At 57.3% G+C, this 17,913-nt stretch carries 20 protein-coding genes, 1 tRNA gene and 1 pseudogene; 3 read left to right on the plus strand and 19 right to left on the minus strand.

The window, feature by feature from the left end; all coding sequences use genetic code 11:
- Nucleotides 1-128 precede the first annotated feature (128 nt).
- Nucleotides 129-1,295: a pyridoxal phosphate-dependent aminotransferase gene (locus tag FY156_01345; GenBank protein UXS00226.1), complete on the plus strand. Its 1,167-nt coding sequence runs from the start codon at nt 129-131 to the stop codon at nt 1,293-1,295.
- Nucleotides 1,296-1,601: 306 nt separating this feature from the next.
- Nucleotides 1,602-2,633 (plus strand): UDP-glucose 4-epimerase GalE, encoded by a 1,032-nt coding sequence (gene galE, locus FY156_01350; protein UXS00227.1) that lies wholly within the window; start codon nt 1,602-1,604, stop codon nt 2,631-2,633.
- Nucleotides 2,634-2,703: 70 nt separating this feature from the next.
- Here the strand turns inward: galE and FY156_01355 are convergent.
- The 10 genes and pseudogenes from FY156_01355 to FY156_01400 all read right to left on the minus strand — a co-directional run bounded on the left by FY156_01355 (nt 2,704) and on the right by FY156_01400 (nt 9,439).
- Nucleotides 2,704-3,483, minus strand: a pseudogene (locus FY156_01355) (hypothetical protein).
- Between the two features lie 160 nt (nt 3,484-3,643).
- Nucleotides 3,644-3,868 (minus strand): DNA gyrase inhibitor YacG, encoded by a 225-nt coding sequence (gene yacG, locus FY156_01360; GenBank protein ID UXS00228.1) that lies wholly within the window; start codon nt 3,866-3,868, stop codon nt 3,644-3,646.
- A gap of 4 nt (nt 3,869-3,872) precedes the next feature.
- The gene (locus FY156_01365; protein ID UXS00229.1) at nt 3,873-4,496 is read right to left on the minus strand and encodes a Maf-like protein; all 624 of its coding nucleotides are present in this window, start codon (nt 4,494-4,496) and stop codon (nt 3,873-3,875) included.
- Nucleotides 4,497-4,516: 20 nt separating this feature from the next.
- Nucleotides 4,517-4,735, minus strand: a complete 219-nt coding sequence (infA, locus tag FY156_01370; GenBank protein ID UXS00230.1) for a translation initiation factor IF-1 — start codon at nt 4,733-4,735, stop codon at nt 4,517-4,519.
- Nucleotides 4,736-4,845: 110 nt separating this feature from the next.
- On the minus strand, nt 4,846-5,334 hold the full coding sequence (locus FY156_01375) for a low molecular weight phosphatase family protein (GenBank protein ID UXS00231.1): 489 nt from the start codon (nt 5,332-5,334) through the stop codon (nt 4,846-4,848).
- Between the two features lie 2 nt (nt 5,335-5,336).
- On the minus strand, nt 5,337-5,810 hold the full coding sequence (locus tag FY156_01380) for a UPF0262 family protein (GenBank protein ID UXS00232.1): 474 nt from the start codon (nt 5,808-5,810) through the stop codon (nt 5,337-5,339).
- A 3-nt stretch (nt 5,811-5,813) separates the two neighbouring features.
- Entirely contained in the window at nt 5,814-7,112 is a 1,299-nt protein-coding gene (hisD, locus tag FY156_01385) for a histidinol dehydrogenase (protein ID UXS00233.1), read from the minus strand.
- Nucleotides 7,113-7,248: 136 nt separating this feature from the next.
- Nucleotides 7,249-7,686 (minus strand): DUF2948 family protein, encoded by a 438-nt coding sequence (locus FY156_01390; GenBank protein ID UXS00234.1) that lies wholly within the window; start codon nt 7,684-7,686, stop codon nt 7,249-7,251.
- A gap of 112 nt (nt 7,687-7,798) precedes the next feature.
- Nucleotides 7,799-9,091, minus strand: a complete 1,293-nt coding sequence (murA, locus tag FY156_01395) for a UDP-N-acetylglucosamine 1-carboxyvinyltransferase (GenBank protein UXS00235.1) — start codon at nt 9,089-9,091, stop codon at nt 7,799-7,801.
- A gap of 105 nt (nt 9,092-9,196) precedes the next feature.
- Nucleotides 9,197-9,439 carry a hypothetical protein gene (locus FY156_01400; GenBank protein UXS02980.1) on the minus strand — a complete coding sequence of 81 codons (243 nt, stop codon included), beginning with the start codon at nt 9,437-9,439 and terminating at the stop codon, nt 9,197-9,199.
- Between the two features lie 170 nt (nt 9,440-9,609).
- On the opposite strand from FY156_01400, the gene FY156_01405 reads away from it, so the two are divergent.
- Nucleotides 9,610-9,684 (plus strand) — tRNA-Thr (locus FY156_01405).
- Between the two features lie 299 nt (nt 9,685-9,983).
- Here FY156_01405 and FY156_01410 read toward each other — a convergent pair.
- From FY156_01410 to flgA, 9 genes are all read right to left on the minus strand, one after another.
- Nucleotides 9,984-10,922, minus strand: coding sequence for a flagellin (locus FY156_01410; protein UXS00236.1), 939 nt, complete (start codon nt 10,920-10,922; stop codon nt 9,984-9,986).
- Between the two features lie 246 nt (nt 10,923-11,168).
- On the minus strand, nt 11,169-12,089 hold the full coding sequence (locus FY156_01415) for a flagellin (protein ID UXS00237.1): 921 nt from the start codon (nt 12,087-12,089) through the stop codon (nt 11,169-11,171).
- Nucleotides 12,090-12,496: 407 nt separating this feature from the next.
- Nucleotides 12,497-13,417, minus strand: coding sequence for a flagellin (locus FY156_01420; GenBank protein UXS00238.1), 921 nt, complete (start codon nt 13,415-13,417; stop codon nt 12,497-12,499).
- 372 nt (nt 13,418-13,789) lie between these two features.
- Nucleotides 13,790-14,527: a flagellar type III secretion system pore protein FliP gene (gene fliP, locus FY156_01425; protein UXS00239.1), complete on the minus strand. Its 738-nt coding sequence runs from the start codon at nt 14,525-14,527 to the stop codon at nt 13,790-13,792.
- Nucleotides 14,524-15,030, minus strand: coding sequence for a flagellar basal body-associated FliL family protein (locus FY156_01430; protein ID UXS00240.1), 507 nt, complete (start codon nt 15,028-15,030; stop codon nt 14,524-14,526). Before FY156_01430 ends, fliP begins: the two co-directional genes overlap by 4 nt.
- 28 nt (nt 15,031-15,058) lie before the next feature.
- Nucleotides 15,059-15,775: a flagellar basal body L-ring protein FlgH gene (locus tag FY156_01435; protein UXS00241.1), complete on the minus strand. Its 717-nt coding sequence runs from the start codon at nt 15,773-15,775 to the stop codon at nt 15,059-15,061.
- Nucleotides 15,772-16,308, minus strand: coding sequence for a MotE family protein (locus tag FY156_01440; GenBank protein UXS00242.1), 537 nt, complete (start codon nt 16,306-16,308; stop codon nt 15,772-15,774). The genes FY156_01435 and FY156_01440 overlap by 4 nt, the downstream gene beginning before the upstream one ends.
- Complete coding sequence (locus FY156_01445; protein ID UXS00243.1) at nt 16,305-17,426, minus strand: flagellar basal body P-ring protein FlgI; 1,122 nt, start codon at nt 17,424-17,426, stop codon at nt 16,305-16,307. The genes FY156_01440 and FY156_01445 overlap by 4 nt, the downstream gene beginning before the upstream one ends.
- Nucleotides 17,423-17,908 carry a flagellar basal body P-ring formation protein FlgA gene (gene flgA, locus FY156_01450; protein ID UXS00244.1) on the minus strand — a complete coding sequence of 162 codons (486 nt, stop codon included), beginning with the start codon at nt 17,906-17,908 and terminating at the stop codon, nt 17,423-17,425. Before flgA ends, FY156_01445 begins: the two co-directional genes overlap by 4 nt.
- Nucleotides 17,909-17,913: the final 5 nt, after the last annotated feature.

The raw sequence follows: 17,913 nt of genomic DNA on the forward strand, positions 1-17,913 counted from the left end.
GCGTCCGTTGAAACGGACCGATTGCCGACCGGGGAGCAATCCATAAAGAAAATCCATCTTCGCCTCACGGAATATCATGCATATCGGCCGTTCGATGCGATAAGACGACACCAAACGGAGTGTCTTGAATGTCCATTTTGAACAGCCTGAGCGCGCGCGCTCTGGCCGCTCCCGAGAGCGGTATTGTCGAAGTCATGAACTACGCCCGCGGGCGTGATAATCTTTTGCCGCTGTGGGCCGGTGAAGGCGATTTGCCAAGCCCGGCTTTTATCAATCAGGCTGCAATCGATGCGTTGAACAATGGCGAGACGTTTTATACTTGGCAGCGCGGTATCCCCGAACTGCGTCAGGCTTTGAGCCGTTATTACACCCGCCATTTTGCCGTATCGCTTCAGGAAGAGCATTTTTACGTCACCGGTTCCGGCATGCAGGCCATCGCGCTCGCCGTTCAGGCTCTGACGTCGCCTGGCGACGAGATGGTGTACCTGACCCCGACGTGGCCAAATATCGTCGCCGCGATCGGCGTTGCTGGTGCCAAGGCGGTGGCCGTCGGCATCGATTTCCACGACGGCGGCTGGCATCTCGATATCGGCAAGCTTGAAAGCGCCATTACGCCAAAGACCAAGGCACTGTTCATCAATACCCCGTCCAACCCGACCGGCTGGACAGCAACGCATGACAATCTGCGTGACATTCTCACGCTCGCCCGCAAGCACGGCCTGTGGATCGTCGCGGACGAAATCTATGCGCTCTATCATTACGCCGGGGGGCGTGCGCCGTCGTTCCTCGATGTGATGGAGCCGGATGATCGGATCATTTTTGCGAACTCCTTCTCCAAGAACTGGTCGATGACCGGATGGCGGGTCGGCTGGCTGGTTGCACCCCCGGAAATCGGTCAGGTCATTGAAAACCTCGTTCAATACTCCACATCCGGCGTTGCCCAGTTCATGCAACGGGGCGCTGTTGCTGCGCTTGATCACGGTGACGATTTCATCAGGGAGAATTACGAGCGGGCCCTGACGTCCCGAGACATTCTTTGCGATGCCTTGATCGCGACAAACCGCGTCGAGACCCTGAAGCCCGATGGCGCCCTCTACGCCTTCCTGAAGGTGGATGGTGTCACAGATAGCCGCAACACGGCGCTCGACATTGTCGACAAGACCGGCGTCGGCCTTGCGCCAGGAACGGCCTTCGGTCAAGGCGGTGAACTGTTCCTGCGTGCATGCTTCCTGCGCAATCCGACACAGATAGAAGACGCGGCCGATCGGCTCGCCTCCTACATTCTCGGTCGATAAGCGCCAAGGCGCGGTTTCCGCAGCAGACCGACCCAACATCACATCGACCTGAGGTTTTTTCAACTTCAGGGCGATGTGTTGCGCCTATATCATCGACGGCTGGAACCTTTTGTGGTATTTGTCTCGATATTGCGGTTTTGACTGCCTTTTCAGCCAATCAATAAAATTCTCCCTATTGCCATAACCAACTGTAAGCCACGTCTGCAAACAGGCGGACGCGGGCCAGCGGTTTCGCTGTGCAAGTAATCAATGATGAAGAATTATTGGATTTGATGACTGCAACAAAAGACAACAGGGAAGAGTGTCATGAGTGTTCTGGTCACAGGCGGGGCCGGTTATATAGGCAGTCACATGGTGTGGGCTTTGCTCGACGCCGGGGAGGAAGTCGTTGTCGTGGACCGGTTGTCGACTGGGTCACGGTGGGCGGTTGCGCCACAGGCGCGCTTCTATCTCGGCGATGCGGCAGATAGCGCCCTGCTTGGCCAGATTTTCGAAGAGAACCAGATCGACGCCATATTCCATTTTGCGGGATCTTTGAGCGTTCCCGACTCGATCAGCCGGCCCCTCGAATATTATGAAAATAACACCGGAACCACGCGAGCGCTGGTCAGCGCTGCAGTGAAATATGGCATTCGTAACTTCATCTTCTCTTCGACGGCCGCCGTTTATGGAACGCAGCCAACGGAAGGGCCGGTCCCGGAGACGGCGATCCTCAGCCCCGAAAATCCGTATGGCATGTCCAAACTCGCCTCTGAAATCATGCTGCGCGACGTCGTCCAGGCACATGACTTCAACTACGTTGCACTGCGTTACTTCAACGTCGCGGGTGCCGATGTCGCGGGCAGGGCAGGGCCGTCGCCGACCGGTGTGGCAAATCTGATCAAGGTTGCCTGCGAAGCCGCTGTTGGACGACGTGACCGTGTAGAGGTTTACGGAACCGATTATCCAACAATCGACGGTACTGGCGTGCGCGACTACATCCATGTGAGCGATCTCATTGATGCGCATTTGCTTGCCATGAAGCACCTGCGTGCTGGTGGAGAAACGAAAACGCTCAATTGCGGTTACGGTGTTGGTTATTCGGTGCTGGAAGTTCTGCAGGCTGTGCAGCAGGAATCGGGCAAGGATTTTCCGGTCGTTCACTGTGAGCGTCGTCCAGGCGATGTCGCAGCCATGACCGCGGATTCCACGCGCATTCAGTCGGAACTGGGTTGGCGGCCGCGTTACAACGATCTGCGGACGATCGTACGGACTGCTTTGCAGTGGGAAGAAAAGCGCGAAATCCGTCGTAACGAGATCATGCAGCCGGTTCGGCGCAAGCTGGCGGCTATCGGCTGATATCTGGCCGTGTCGAGTTGCGATGGATCAAGGGCGAGGAAAACCGGAATTCCGGTTTTCCGATAGCGGCGGCACTTCGTAGCCACCTGGTGTCGTCAAAAAACGCGCGTGCAAGTTCCAGTTCGCGTGGTTTCTCTACTTCGAGCAACAGCACATTGAGCCGATGCGGAGCACTTGGCTCAGGTTTGCTGGAGGCAGAGATTCCGAAACGCTGCTCCTGATAGACCTGCATCCGGCTTGCCAGATCCGGCAAGCTTGAGAAATCACTCCAGTGGGTCGCGCCCACGATCAAGGCAAGGACGTCACGCAGGCGCGATCGTATCAGATCGCCGTCTGGCGTTTGAGGCGCAATAGCCTTGATGCGAATGGAACGAATCTCGCCCGCAGCATTGCCACGGATATCCAGGAAGAGCGATGCCTGCTCGCTTTCAGCACTCGCGTCGCTCTGCTTGAAGTCGGCCATGCACTCAAAGCTGCCGCCGTTAACAGGGCTGGTGTTTCCATCCTGCAGGCTGACGAACCCTTCGGCCAGGAAGCGCTCACACAATGATGCGCCGGGCAGCACAAAGCTGCGCACAAAGAATGTCGGCGGGACAGATTGCTCGAATTTCAAGAGATATGCCGGGACATTGACGTCACCGGCGACCAGAGGCTTGCGTCTGATGCGTGTCATCTTCGGCGGATTGTCGATCGACTTGACCACGGGTGCGACACCAAAGTGCTGCAGCAAACTTTTGAGGTGTCGTTTGTCATTGGCCAGAAGCACTGTTGCGGCAATTGCCAGGCACACGCCCAACACTGCAATCAGCGGCGCTATTTTGCTTCGTCTCTCCTGTAGACTTGCGCTCATTCGCAAGACCCTATCACGGCGGGAAATACGCCCGGTGGCCTCTGTGCTTCATGATTTTTCAAGGCATGAAGCCGGAAATCAAATAAAATGCGGGCAACTGCCCAAAAACAATAAATAATCAATTCATATCAAAGCCACCGCTCTGGGTGGCCAGGGTACTTCAGTCGCTTGCGTTCTTGTCGTTACTTGGACGGTCAGGGCTGCTTTCGTCGTCTGCTACCGGAATAGCGTAAGAGCCTTTCAGCCATCGTGCGAGGTCGAGAGAACGGCAACGGTCCGAGCAGAAGGGGTAGTCTTCGCGCGTCGAGGCGCGGCCGCACTCCGGGCAAGGCTGTGATTTCCGAAGTGGTGTGACCTTTGACGTCTCTTTCGGTGTTTCCGCCATGATCCTATCCTTCGAGCCAGCCCGCCGTCACATCGAACCCCTCGCCAGCCAGCAAGGTCGATGTTTCGTAAAGCGGCAGACCGACAACGTTGGTGTAGGAGCCGGTCAGTTTCTGCACGAAGCAGCCTGCAATGCCCTGAATGCCATAGGCACCCGCCTTGCCGCGCCACTGTCCAGAGGCAATATAGCTGTCGATCTCGCGCGTGGACAGCCGCTTGAAGCGAACCTTCGTCTCTGAGACCTTCTGGCGAACCTTGCCGCCCGGTGTAATCAGGCAGATGCCGGTATAGACCCAGTGGCTGCGGCCTGACAGCAAATGCAACGCTGCCGAAGCGTCTTCGGTATATTCCGCCTTGCCGACGATGCGGCGGCCAACTGCGACCACCGTATCGGAACCCAGTACGTAGGCATCTTTCCAGCCAAGCTCATTCTTGGTGACGTCGCGCGCAGCCTCGGCCTTTTGCAGGGAAAGGCGGCGGCAAAGCGTGCGCGGATGCTCCAGCTTTGCAGGCGTCTCGTCAATATCCATCGGCATCAGGCGTGCCGGCTCGATGCCGATCTGATGCAGCAGTTCGAGACGCCGCGGCGAGCCGGATGCCAGAACGAGCTTTTGTTTGTGGTCAGTCATGCCGCTGATGCCGAAACGGATTACTTGAAGCGGTAGGTGATACGGCCCTTGGTCAGGTCGTAAGGCGTCATTTCGACCAGAACCTTGTCGCCAGCGAGAACGCGAATACGGTTCTTGCGCATACGGCCAGCCGTATGAGCGATGATTTCATGTTCGTTTTCAAGCTTGACGCGGAACGTTGCGTTCGGCAGCAATTCGGTTACGATGCCCGGGAATTCGAGGACTTCTTCTTTTGTCATGTAAGAGTTTTCTTCCTGTTGATGGTGCCGGACGTCTCACGTCCGGGAAAATTGCGCGGAAACTACACAATCCCCGCACATTTGTGAACCTCTAGACCGCCGCTAATTCGTCAATCTTTTTGGAGCGTGTCGGGCGCAGGCGCTGGTCGTCTGGGCAGCCGCTCGGAAATCAGCCTGGTCAGATGATCCCGCACCTCGCGGTAGGCATCGAGAATTTGCTCTCGCGTACCGGTAATAACGGTGGGGTCCATGGTTGGCCAATAGACCACATCCAGTGAATTAGACCGGGTCAGCTCCAGTGCCGTGTGATGTGCTTCCGGTGTTAATGTAATGATCAGATCGAAAAAATCATCCTCGATCTCATCCAATGTGCGCGGTTTGTGTTTGCCGAGTGAAAGTCCCTGTTCTTCTAGCACCGCATCCACGAAGGGGTCGCGCTCACCTGCGCGCACGCCGGCGGACTGGATATAGATACCGGGAGCGACCAGCCGTTTTGCGATGACCTCTGCCATGGGGGAGCGGATGGAATTCATGCCGCACATGAATAGGACCGATTTTGGCGCACGCGCTTCATTCGGAATTGCGGCAGGATCACTCATGCTCAACCCCGCCAATAGAGCACGCAGACCAAGGTGAAGAGTCGGCGCGCCGTATCGAAGTCGACCTTTATCTTGCCGGAAAGACGATCCATCAACGTTTGCGAGCCGTCATTGTGAATACCACGTCTGCCCATGTCGATCGCCTCGATCTGGCTTGGCGTGGAAGAGCGTATCGCCTCGTAGTAGCTCTCACATATCAGGAAGTAGTCCTTGATGATGCGGCGGAACGGTGTGAGCGACAGGATGTGGGTCGCCACATCCGTCTCGTCTTCCGTTCTGATGGAGAAAACCAGTTTGGAATCGACCAGCGATAGCGAAAGCCGGTAAGGTCCGCCGTCATGCCCCACGGGTTCGAAACTGTTTTCCTCGATCAGATCGAAGATCGCAACGGCGCGCTCATGCTCGACGTCGGGTGTGGAACGGCCAATGCTCTCGTCCAGCACCACATCGCAGAGCTTGAACTCGCCTGATGCCATCTTTTATCCTTCCGGATTGAGGCGAATGGCGACCGAACGCGCATGGGCATCCAGACCTTCGGAGTGGGCGAGCGTGATGGCAGCAGGAGCAAGCTGACGAAGTTGCTCGGGACCGAGACGCAGGATCGACGTACGCTTGACGAAATCCAGCACTGAAAGACCGGAGGAGAAGCGGGCGGAACGTGCCGTCGGCAGGACGTGGTTCGAGCCTCCGACATAGTCCCCGATGACTTCAGGCGTATGGCGGCCAACAAAAATCGCGCCCGCATTGCGGATTTTTGCCATCAGCACGTTGGGATCGTTGACGGCAAGTTCGAGATGCTCAGCGGCAATCCGGTTGGCAAGCGGGATGGCATCGGCGAGAGCGTCAACCAGGATGATGGCACCGAAATCGGCCCAGCTCGCCGCCGCCGTTTCCGAGCGTGACAGACGCTTGAGCTGCCGTTCCACGGCGGCTTCGACCGCCTTGCCGAGTTCGGCATCATCGGTGATCAGAATGGATTGCGCACCACGATCGTGTTCCGCCTGTGCCAGAAGATCGGCAGCAATCCAGTCCGGATCGTTATCCTTGTCGGCAATCACCAGAACTTCGGAGGGGCCGGCGATCATGTCAATGCCGACGGTACCGAACACCTGCCGTTTGGCCGCCGCCACATAGGCGTTGCCGGGGCCGACGATCTTGGCAACCGGTGCGATCGTTTCGGTGCCGTAGGCCAGCGCGGCAACAGCCTGCGCGCCGCCGATACGGTAGATTTCCTCAACGCCGGCGATTTTGGCAGCCGCCAGAACCGCTGGGTTGATCGCCCCACCATTAGCCGGCACCACCATGACGATACGGTCCACACCGGCCACCTTGGCCGGAACGGCGTTCATCAGTACCGAGCTTGGATAGCTCGCAGTACCGCCCGGCACGTAAAGACCAACGGCCTCGATTGCTGTCCAGCGTGATCCAAGCCCAACGCCGATATCGTCTTCGTAGATATCGTCCTTCGGCATTTGGCGGGCATGGTGTTTTTCAATGCGTTTTGCGGCCAGCTCGAGGGCATCCAGAACGGACTTGTCGACAGCGGCGACAGCGGCATCGATTTCCGCAGCCGTGACGCGCATCGGAACCTTGGAAAAGTCGAGGCCGTCAAACTTCAGGGAGTAATGGGCAAGAGCTGCATCGCCACGATGGCGAACGTCGTCGATGATCTCGCGAACCGTTGCGTTGACGTCTTCGGAAACTTCCCTTTTGGTCGTCAGGAAGGCCGCAAATTTCTGTTCGAAATCCGCCGATGCCCGCTCCAGCCAGATTGCCACGTCTTTACCCTTTCACTTTCCCCGCAACGGTTTGCGGGGGCACACGATGTGCCGCAAAAAACATTTGCGGCTCTGGTAAGTGGCATAAATCGAAACAGGCAGGAAAGGCAACCGTTCCGAAGCGCGGTAACGTCGGTTAGGCTTCCGGATGATGTGGTTTTGCGGCAGTTTCCCACGCACCGCTGACATCGACGAGCTGCGCCTCGATGCATTCGACATCGAGGGCGATTGCGCCTCCGCCGGAAAGGGTCAGTTCCACCGTGCCGTCAGGGCCGTCCTGCTTCTGCTCGAAACGGATCGCCAGCAGGGATAGCACCTGCTCTTTATCCATGCGGTTGACGTTGTGCGAGCGGACAGAGGAAACGCGCTTGAGGACGAGAACGCTGCGGCAACGCTCTGGCGGCGTGCCCTTCTTGCCTGCTTCTTCCCAAACGAAACGGTTGGCAGAGAGGCTGAATTGTCCGTGTTTCGGTTCGAAGGATGCGTCTTTCAGTTTAAAGACGCTGTCTTGCATGTGCGTCGAGATGACGGAGAGATCTTCAGTGTCCAGCGCGAGCAATTTGAGGCCGCTCATCATTTTCTTCCTTTTTTGCGGTGCGGGCCGCTATTCCCTTTACTTGTATAGGAAATAGGCAGTCTGAGCCCGCTCTGCAACGGCAGAGAATGGATGAGCGGCAAAGAAGCGATTAATCGCTGACGCGTTCGACCAAAGCGCCGCAGCGCGTCAGTTTTTCTTCGAGACGTTCGAAACCACGGTCGAGGTGATAAACGCGGGAAACCATCGTTTCACCCTCGGCAGCCAGACCGGCAATCACCAGCGACACGGAAGCGCGAAGGTCGGTTGCCATGACAGGTGCGCCCTTCAAGCGCGATACACCCTCGATCCGTGCCATCTGGCCCGAAAGGGAAATCTTGGCACCCAGACGCGCCAGTTCCTGCACGTGCATGAAGCGGTTTTCGAAAATCGTTTCGGTAATATGCGATACACCCTGAGAGCGGGTCATCAGCGCCATGAACTGCGCCTGAAGGTCCGTCGGGAAGCCCGGGAAGGGTTCGGTGACGACGTCGACCGGCTGGATGCCGTTGCCGTTGCGAACAATGCGCAGACCGGTTTCCGTTTCGGTGATTTCAGCGCCTGAGAGCTTCAACGTGTCAAGCGCGTTGTCGAGCAACGAACCATTCGTGCCTTCCAGAACGACGTCGCCGCCGGTCATGGCAACGGCCATCGCATAGGTTCCGGTTTCAATGCGGTCGGGCAGAACGCGATGGCGGGCGCCAGAAAGCGACGTTACGCCTTCGATGGTGATCGTCGATGTGCCGGCACCTTCGATTTTTGCACCCATTGCGGTGAGGCAGCGGGCAAGATCGACAACCTCAGGCTCGCGCGCTGCATTATGGATGACTGTGGTTCCTCTGGCGAGGGTTGCTGCCATCAGCATGACGTGGGTCGCACCGACGGAAACCTTCGGGAAGGTGTACGTCGCGCCGATCAGGCCGCCCTTGGGCGCCGTCGCGTTGATGTAGCCGCCATCGATTTCCATGTTGGCGCCGAGTGCCTGAAGACCGTCAATGAAGAGATCGACAGGACGGGTGCCGATGGCGCAACCACCCGGCAGCGAAACGCGGGCTTTTCCTTCGCGGGCAAGCAGCGGGCCGATTACCCAGAAGCTGGCGCGCATCTTTGAGACCAGCTCATAGGGTGCGGTCGTGTCGACAATGGTGCGGCAGGTAAAGTGAATCGTGCGGGAATAGGCTTCGCCCTGGCTTTCACGACGACCGTTGACGGAAATATCGACGCCGTGGTTGCCGAGAATGCGAACGAGCTGCTCGACGTCGGCCAGGTGCGGCACGTTTTCCAACGTCAGCGTATCGCTGGTCAGAAGCGAAGCGATCATCAACGGCAGTGCGGCGTTTTTGGCGCCGGAGATCGGGATGATGCCGTTGAGTTTGTTGCCACCCGTAATTCTGATGCGATCCATTCGTCCTACGGGCGTGCGCCCGCCTTTCTCTACGTGCCTTTTGCGGAAAATTGAGCCGTCCTTAGCCGAAATTCCGCGGCGTTTCAAATTTTGCTTGTCTGTTCTCTATGACGATGATTCGTCCGATTTTGCGGCGGGAAGGCCATCGGTCTCATCCGCGTCGCCAGCGCGCCGCGCTCGGGCCTGCTGCTTGCGCCGCTGCAGGTTCTCGCGCAGCTTTTTCGCCGCACGGGCTTTTCTCTCCGCTTCGCGCTGTTTTGCCGTTTCGCCCGGGCCAGCCTGCCGCTTTCCACTTTCTGCTGCTTCAGAATGCGCGGCGTCCGCATCATCGTGCGGTTCGGTCTCTATCTGATTGTCGTTCATGGGCTGAGCAATAGCCGAAAATTGGAGTTTTCAACAGAGGGAGACGTTTTTTGTCCCTCTGGATGATTTAATGACACTTTGCGACTTGCACTCGTCAAAAAGCTATGGCAATAGGCGCCACGCTTGATGTTGAAGCAAACGCTTCGGCACCGGATGCTGCTATAGCTCAGGGGTAGAGCACTCCCTTGGTAAGGGAGAGGCCGAGAGTTCAAATCTCTCTAGCAGCACCATTTCTCCAGAATATTCAATACCTTGTTGAGTTTTCCGCAATTGCGGATGTCGTGTGGTGTGATGCATTTCGCAACGCCCATTACGATTATTCATCTGTCGCTTTCCGCGAAGCGTGGATGCTTGCATCGTTTTTGATCCGCGCCGGAACGGCTGCCGGTCTGTCGCTTTTCCTGCGCGCTGATGGCGTTCATCCCTCCAAAACGCGAAAACCGCGCTTGTGGGAAGCGCGGTTTCCGTAACCGAGATAGTCTGCTGCTGCCAGAGCGGGACGAAACCGCCCGTAGCCATTGGGCGCCGCTTACTGGCGGAATAGCTGCAGAATGTTCTCGGAATTGGTGTTGGCGATGGAGAGCGACTGGACCGCAAGCTGCTGCTGAGTCTGCAGCGCCTTCAGGCGGGTCGATTCCTCGTTCATGTCGGCGTCAACAAGGCGGCCGATACCGCTGTCGATCGAGTCGGTCAGCTTGGAGACGAAGTTTTCCTGCAGCTCGATGCGCATGGCGATCGAACCGAGTGCCGATGCTGCACTGCTGAGGTCCTGGAAAGCTTTTTCAACGTCAGTCAGGACATCATTGATGCTGTAGGCTGGCGGCGCCGCATCATCGAAGACGTTAAGGTCCAGTTCGAACAGGGAAACGGTTGATGCGTCGCCTGGTCTGCCGATAATACCGGTTGTGGTGTCGATGACACCGGCTGCATCCGTTCCGAACAGCGTGTTGGCGGGGCCGTCCGCGTCCTCGGCGTCCTTCAGGGTGTACTGCGTCTGCGTGACCGAGACATTGCCGTCGCCATCGCGGGTGAAGCCCGAAACGACGGTCTTTACGCCCGCGCCGATCAGCCAGTTCTCGCCGCTGAAGGATGCGCCTTCGGCAATATTCTTGAGCTGCTCCTGAAGCTGATCGATTTCTTCCTGGATTTTCGACTTGTCGACGCCTTCTTCGGTCGCAGCTACGACCTTGGCCTTGATTTCTTCGACGACGTCAATTGTGCTTTCCATGGCGGAGTAGGCAACGTCGATCTTGGCAGCGCCGAGGCCGAGTGCGTCCTGGACTGCGGAGAGGGCCATGTTGTCGGAGCGCATGGTGGTCGCGATCGACCAGTAAGCGGCGTTGTCGGCAGCAGTGCCGACGCGAAGGCCGGACGAGACGCGTCCCTGGGTTTCTTCCATGCTCGCATCGATGGTGCGAAGGGTCTGGAGCGCGGCCATGGCGGCGGTATTGGTCAGAATGCTGGTCATTGAATTTGCCCCTACTTGGCTGAGGAAAAGGGACATCCCGGATGGCGGGGAAGGACGTAACGGCGTGATGCCTGTTAACCTCTTTTTCGTCTTGGTTAACCGATCCTTTCGATGGCCTCAGTTAAGGTAGGAATGGTTAACAAAGATTAAATGGAATTTACCGAAGTTAACAAGATGTGGCGGGTTAAACGAAAAAAGGCCGCGCAGATGCGCGGCCTTCTTCGATTTTTTGTTTTGTCGGTCCGATTAACGGAAGAGCGACAGAACGTTCTCGGAGTTGGAGTTGGCGATCGACAGAGCCTGAACGCCGAGCTGCTGCTGCGTCTGCAGAGCCTTGAGGCGGGTGGACTCTTCGTTCATGTCTGCGTCGACGAGGCGGCCAACGCCGGAGTCGATAGCGTCGGAGAGCTTCGTTGCGAAGTCTTCCTGCAGGCCGATACGCATGGACAGCGAACCGAGCTTGGCAGCGGCGCTGGTCATCTTCGTCAGAGCTGTTTCGACGGAGTAAAGCGCGTTGTCGAGATCATTGGCCGTGACGTCGAGGTCGAGAACAGAAATCTGGGTGTATGTTACGGCACCAACGGTGGTGGTTGCACCGGTAGCGTTCAGGATGCCAGAGTTTGCATCGATCGTGCCAGGTGTGCCTTCCGTGTAAAGCAGGGAGTCAACATCCAGTTCGTAGGTCGTGGATTTAACGCTGACGTTGCCGTCGCTGTCACGAACGAAGCCGGACACAACTGTCTTCGGGCCGGCTGCATCGGAAACGAGCCAGTTTTCGCCGCTGAACGACGCGCCCGTGCCGATGGACTTGAGCTGCTCGAGAAGCTGCGTGACTTCTTCCTGGATCTTGGACTTGTCGACGCCCTCTTCCTTGGCAGCGACAACCTTTGCCTTGATTTCCTTTACGACTTCGATCGCGGATTCCATACCGGCATATGCGGTATCAACCTTCGAAGCGCCAAGGCCAAGGGCGTCCTGGACGGCGGAGAGAGCCATGTTGTCGGAACGCATGGTGGTCGCGATCGACCAGTAAGCAGCGTTGTCCGAAGCTTCGCCAACCTTCAGGCCGGAAGAAACGCGGCCCTGTGTGGTTTCCATGTCCTGACCGATCGTGCGAAGGGTCTGGAGAGCGGACATAGCGGCGATATTGGTAATAATGCTCGTCATAGTAGTGTGCCCCTTGAATGGCTGATTAAAGAAGGGACATTCCGGGTTCACCGGGAACGGCGCGCAGCGTCATGCTTGCTAACTGGCTGATTTTTAATGTTAGCTCGCCGTTTCAATGAGCTTAGGTAACGCCAGGTTGGTTAATGAATTGATAAGTCAGGAAGACAAATCTGTTGTTTTGCAAAATGAAATTGCAACCTTCGCGCGTGCGCGCGCGTAGTTCGAAATGTTTAAAAAAAAGATAAGGCCGCATCCGTATTCGGGATGCGGCCTCTCTTGTGCATTCAGTCCGATTCAGCCTCTCGGACTTGTATGCTTTCTGTCCGGATATGCATTTGGTCAGCCCCCGAATGCATATTGGAAGAAATGGTTCCCCCAGCCCCGAAGGACTATGAGATGCTCGGCTCTTAACGGAAGAGCGAGAGAATGTTCTGCGAGTCGCTGTTGGCGATCGACAGAGCCTGGATAGCGAGCTGCTGCTGCGTCTGAAGAGCCTTCAGCTTGGTGGACTCTTCGTTCATGTCAGCGTCAACGAGACGGCCAACGCCCTGTTCGATGGTGTCGGACAGCTTGTCAGCGAAGTCGCTCTGCAGATCGATGCGCGAAGACAGCGAGCCGAGCTTTGCGCCAGCGCTGGTCATCTTCGTCAGAGCGGTTTCGACGGAGTACAGAGCGTTGTCGAGGTCGTCGGTGCCGACGTTGAGATCGAGAACCGAAATCTGGGTATAGGTCTTTGCGCCAACGGTGGTGGTTGCGCCGGTCGCGTTCAGGATGCCGGAGTTGGCATCGATCGTTCCAGGCGTACCTTCCGTGTAAAGCAGGGAGTCTGCATCCAGAGCGTAGTCCGTCGTCTTGACGCTGACGTTGCCATCGTTGTCGCGAACGAAGCCGGAAACAACCGTCTTGGTGGCGGCTGCGTCGGATACCAGCCAGTTTTCACCGTTGAACGATGCGCCCGTGCCGATGGACTTGAGCTGGTCGAGAAGCTGCGTGACTTCTTCCTGGATCTTGGCCTTGTCAACGCCTTCTTCCTTGGCGGCGACAACCTTTGCCTTGATTTCAGTAACGACGTCGATTGCAGCGTCCATACCGGCGTATGCGGTATCAACCTTGGCAGCGCCCATGCCCAGCGCGTCAGAAACAGCGCCAAGAGCCTTGTTGTCAGAACGCATGGTGGTCGCGATCGACCAGTAAGCAGCGTTGTCCGAAGCTGCGCCAACCTTCAGGCCGGAAGAAATACGGTCCTGGGTGGTCGACATGTCGGAAGCGATGGTGCGCAGGGTCGAAAGAGCGGCCATTGCGTTGGTGTTGGTGAGAATGCTCGCCATAATAAATGTGTCCCTTGTTTTTAACGAGATACTGGAGTGGGGACATTCCGGACTCGTATTACCGGCCACAACGTTTCGGCTTCATGCCAATCGGTTCAGAAATACTTGTTTCCAGAAACCAAATCCGCTGCGTGTGATCGGAATTTCGCAGCGAAAAATTGCGCAATTATTAATTTGGTCGTTAAGAAATACTCGAGAATACTTATGGTTACTGTTAAGTTTACTTAAATGGTAAGTTTTTAATTTAAAACTATGGTTATCCAGCCCCTAGAGAAATTGGTAAGCAAGCCGTTAAAATGCAAAAACCCCGCAGCACTGGGGCTGCGGGGTTAAGAAACAGGGTTAATGGGTGTCAGTTCGGCACAGCGGCCGTTAATTGAACGATCTTACCAGGCTGCCAACAAGCAGGTTCCAGCCGTCAATCAGCACGAAGAAAAGAATCTTGAACGGCAGCGAAATCGAGGTCGGCGGAAGCATCATCATACCCATGGCCATGGTGATGGTCGCGACGATCAGGTCGATGACGAGAAACGGCAGAATGATCAGGAAGCCGATTTCAAAACCGCGACGAATTTCCGAAAGCATGAACGCCGGAACCAGCACGCGGTAATCGATAACGTTCGCCGTCATCACTTCCTGTCCACGCTCACGGGCGATATCGACAAAAAGTTTGAGATCCTTGTCGCGGGTATTGGCGGACATGAAAGTACGGAACGGCTCAGCGATCCGCTCTACGGCTTGCTGCTCGTTGATCTGGTTCTGCAACAATGGCTGGACACCATCCGTCCATGCTTTGTCGAAGGTAGGCGACATGACGTAGAAGGTCATGAACATCGCCATCGACAGCAGGATCATGTTGGACGGTGTTGATGCGAGGCCCATGCCCGAGCGCAGGATCGAGAACGCGATCACGAAACGCGGAAAGCTCGTGACCATGATGAGAATGCCAGGAGCGACCGAAAGGACCGTCAGAAGTCCGAAAGTGCGGATAATCCACGCCGCCACCGAACCGTCGATCTGTGTGTTGAACAAATCAGACGGAAATTGCTGGGCGTTGGCAAGACCCGGCAAGGCGAGAAGGACGGCGAGGGTTACAAAAAATCGAATCATTCGATGACAAAGGTCCGGAACATGACCTTGGATACGCGCCCCTGTGAGCGCAGGTCAACTCGTTCCTGAATGTCATCCTTAAGATATTGAAAGCCGCGTGGCCCTTCGAGTTGCTGGAGAGACACAGTCCTTACATAGGCGAGGATATCCTGATGGATATCTTCCGCCAGACCGACTTCGACAGGGCCTTTGAACATGAGAGCCACTTCCAGCCGCACCCAGTTGGTCGAGGGGTAGGCGAGGTTGGTGGTGATCGGGTCGAGCTGGACGATGCCGTTGGCTTCCGCGGGAATTTTCGGGATGCCTTCTTCCTTGCTCTCGCCATGCCCGCCTGCTGCGGCCTGCTGATGGGCAGCGGCTGTAGCGCCGGAGATCTTCGGCGCCATCATTCCGCCCAGCACCCAGCCACCACCGCCGCCGAGAACGGTCAGGATGGCAAGGCCGACGATGGTCATGACCAGAGGCGACGACTTTTTCTTTTCCTCTGCCTGTGCATTGTCCATGGCTTAGGTCCGCTCCATCAAGACAGCATCAGATCGGCGAGAACAGGTCGACGACCTGCTGGCCAACCGGAGGCTGCTGAACCTCGGTCAGGCGACCGCGACCACCGTAAGAGATGCGAGCCTCGGCGATGCGCTCGTAGGAGATCATGTTGTCGGCGTTGACGTCCTGCGGACGTACGATACCGGCGACGTTCAGAATGCGGATCTCGTGGTTGACGCGGACTTCCTGCGAACCGCTGATGATCAGGTTGCCGTTCTCCAGGATGCCGGTGACCACGGCTGCGACGAGCAGCGTCAGCTTTTCCGAGCGCTTGGTCTTGCCCTTGCTCTGCGTATCGGTGTCCGAGCCATAGTTGATGCTGGAGTCCGCCTGCGGGTTCCAACCCAGAACCTGTGCATTGGCTTTCCAGTTCAGGCCACTGGAGTTGGTGCGGTTGCGCTCGGTCTCGTTGTCGAAATCGGCCTTGTCATTGATCTGGATGTTCACCGTCAGAATGTCGCCAATGTTGAGCGCGCGCAGATCCTTGAAGAGCGCGCCCTGGGTATCGCTCCACAACGAGTAACCGCTTGCCATATGTTTCGGCTGTTTCGGATACATGCCCATCTGCGGCGTCTGGCTGAACTGCAGACCGCTGCCGATCGGGCTCATCGAAGGCGCGTTGCCGATTTCCTTCAGGGTCTGGTTGTTCTGGCAGCCGGCAAGCAGCGCGAGCGGCAAAAGGAGGGCCGGAATACGAGAGGTCATGAAGGGTCCTTCGAGGTGTTCGGGTCGGTAGCTTGCGACATGATGCCGGCGACAAGGGCTGCCTTGGCAGCATCCATCTCGCTGAGGATCAGGCCCGACTGACGGGGTGGTAGCTGCATGATGATCGCGGCTGCAATTTCCTCATGCATTTTCTCAAGCTGAGGCGCTGCCGCATCGGCCTTCATCGTTTTGTAGACGTCGACCAGATTGGCTTTTGCCTGATTGAGGAAGTGATTGCGGCGTGCCAGCCAGTCTTCGTATTCCGCCTTGCGGTTTTCAAGAACGGTGATGCGCTCGTTGACATCAGCCTGCAGTTTCTCAAGTTCCTGTTTCTGCAGCAGGTAACGCTGATCGCGGGCCGCGTCGGCAATGTTGGTGCAGAAGCGCTGGATTTCATCCTGCGTACTGAGTTCGGAGACGACGTTCTGCTGGCTTTCCGCCGTTGCGGCGGGAAGCAGGAACAGCAGAGACGCGACTGCGGCAAACCGGCAGAGGTTATCGGAAAGACTGCGGGTGCGTTGAACGTTCATCATTGCAGCACGAGCTCCGCTTGAAGGGCACCGGCAGATTTGATGCCTTGCAGGATGGCGATGATGCCGTCTGCCTTGAGGCCAATGCTGTTGAGGCCGGCAACCAGTGTGCGAAGGTCAGGACCTTCCACAATGGCGACATTGCTGCCTTCCTGCATGGCCATGATGTCGGTCTGCGGCTGAACGGCTGTCTCGCCGCGTGAGAACGGTGCCGGCTGGATCACCTGCGGCGTTTCTGTAACCTGCACGGTCAAGGTGCCGTAGCTGACCGCTACGCGGGAAATACGGACATCCGCACCGATCACGATCGTTCCCGTGCGCTCATTGATGACAACCTTGGCCGGCGTGTCGGTCTCGACAGTCAGATTTTCGATTTCGGCCATCAGGCGTGTCAGATCGGCGGTACGCGGCTTCTGAACACCGATTTCCTGCGAATCGCGCGGTTCGGCAATCGCGTCGCCATATCGGGCGCGGGCGAATGCGTTGACGACATCGGCCACCCGGACGGCGGTCGAGAAATCGGGGTTTCTCAGTTGCAGGACGAGATTGACCGAATCCTTGAACTTCGAAGGCAGCTCACGCTCGATGATTGCGCCGTTCGGCACGCGGGCGGAGGTCGTGACACCCTGCGTCAGTGTCGCAGCATCACCCTGCGCGGAAAAACCGTTGACGATCAGGGTGCCCTGCGCAACGGCGTAGATCTGACCGTCCGCGCCCGAAAGCGACGTCATGATGAGGGTACCGCCGCGCAACGAAGAGGCGTCGCCGAGCGAACTGACGGTCACGTCAACGCGGCTGCCGGGGCTCGCAAAAGGCGGCAGGTTCGTCGTGACCATCACGGCCGCGATGTTCTTTGCGTTCGACTGGCCGCCCTGTGTTGTAATGCCGAGGTTCTGCAGCATGGCGCGCATCGACTGCTCGGTGAACGGCGATGAGCGCAGACTGTCGCCCGTGCCTTGCAGGCCGACGACGAGACCGTAACCGATGAGCTGGTTGTCGCGACCGGCCTGCAGCGAGGCAATGTCCTTGATCCGCGACGTATCGGCCTGAACCGGGAGCGCGGAGAGAAAGGGGAGGGCTGCGGCCAGAAACGCCGTGGCCAGAATACGCAAACTTCTCATTTCGCCATCACCTGGATAGTGCCGTCCTGCATCACGGTGCCATTCACAATGACGCCGGAATCGATATTGCGCACGCGCACCACATCGCCCATCGAGCCATCAGTCATTGGGGTGCCGGATGCCATGAGTGTCATATTGCCGATCGTGAAGACGAGCTTGACGTTGGTTCCTCGTGTCACCAGCGATGGAACACGCAGTGCCGCGATCGGGATGGTGCGCCCGGGAAGCAGGGTTTGTTTCGAAACCATGCCATCCACTTCGCTGACATGGCTGGCGTAACCCGACGAGAGATTGGGGTTGGTCACTTCCACCGGCTTGACCTGGTCGGGCGTAATGGTTTCGCCCGGATAGATCGTGCGCGTCGGAACCAGCGCCATCGGAGACTGCGCCGCAGCGGCGAAGGCCGTCAATGAAATGGCGGACGTCAGGAACAAACGGACGAGTGCCGTTCTGTAGCTGCTATTTCTCTGGCTAAACGTCATGTTCG

It is taken from the genome of Agrobacterium tumefaciens, from assembly GCA_025559845.1.
In the GTDB taxonomy this organism is placed as follows: domain Bacteria; phylum Pseudomonadota; class Alphaproteobacteria; order Rhizobiales; family Rhizobiaceae; genus Agrobacterium.

Bases quoted from the DNA above. Each gene is read 5' to 3' on its own strand.
- FY156_01345 (UXS00226.1), top strand. From the start codon at position 129: ATGTCCATTTTGAACAGCCTGAGCGCGCGCGCTCTGGCCGCTCCCGAG.
- galE (UXS00227.1), top strand. From the start codon at position 1,602: ATGAGTGTTCTGGTCACAGGCGGGGCCGGTTATATAGGCAGTCACATG.
- yacG (UXS00228.1), bottom strand. From the start codon at position 3,868: ATGGCGGAAACACCGAAAGAGACGTCAAAGGTCACACCACTTCGGAAA.
- FY156_01365 (UXS00229.1), bottom strand. From the start codon at position 4,496: ATGACTGACCACAAACAAAAGCTCGTTCTGGCATCCGGCTCGCCGCGG.
- infA (UXS00230.1), bottom strand. From the start codon at position 4,735: ATGACAAAAGAAGAAGTCCTCGAATTCCCGGGCATCGTAACCGAATTG.
- FY156_01375 (UXS00231.1), bottom strand. From the start codon at position 5,334: ATGAGTGATCCTGCCGCAATTCCGAATGAAGCGCGTGCGCCAAAATCG.
- FY156_01380 (UXS00232.1), bottom strand. From the start codon at position 5,810: ATGGCATCAGGCGAGTTCAAGCTCTGCGATGTGGTGCTGGACGAGAGC.
- FY156_01390 (UXS00234.1), bottom strand. From the start codon at position 7,686: ATGAGCGGCCTCAAATTGCTCGCGCTGGACACTGAAGATCTCTCCGTC.
- murA (UXS00235.1), bottom strand. From the start codon at position 9,091: ATGGATCGCATCAGAATTACGGGTGGCAACAAACTCAACGGCATCATC.
- FY156_01410 (UXS00236.1), bottom strand. From the start codon at position 10,922: ATGACCAGCATTCTGACCAATACCGCCGCCATGGCCGCGCTCCAGACC.
- FY156_01415 (UXS00237.1), bottom strand. From the start codon at position 12,089: ATGACGAGCATTATTACCAATATCGCCGCTATGTCCGCTCTCCAGACC.
- FY156_01420 (UXS00238.1), bottom strand. From the start codon at position 13,417: ATGGCGAGCATTCTCACCAACACCAACGCAATGGCCGCTCTTTCGACC.
- fliP (UXS00239.1), bottom strand. From the start codon at position 14,527: ATGATTCGATTTTTTGTAACCCTCGCCGTCCTTCTCGCCTTGCCGGGT.
- FY156_01430 (UXS00240.1), bottom strand. From the start codon at position 15,030: ATGGACAATGCACAGGCAGAGGAAAAGAAAAAGTCGTCGCCTCTGGTC.
- FY156_01435 (UXS00241.1), bottom strand. From the start codon at position 15,775: ATGACCTCTCGTATTCCGGCCCTCCTTTTGCCGCTCGCGCTGCTTGCC.
- FY156_01440 (UXS00242.1), bottom strand. From the start codon at position 16,308: ATGATGAACGTTCAACGCACCCGCAGTCTTTCCGATAACCTCTGCCGG.
- FY156_01445 (UXS00243.1), bottom strand. From the start codon at position 17,426: ATGAGAAGTTTGCGTATTCTGGCCACGGCGTTTCTGGCCGCAGCCCTC.
- flgA (UXS00244.1), bottom strand. From the start codon at position 17,908: ATGACGTTTAGCCAGAGAAATAGCAGCTACAGAACGGCACTCGTCCGT.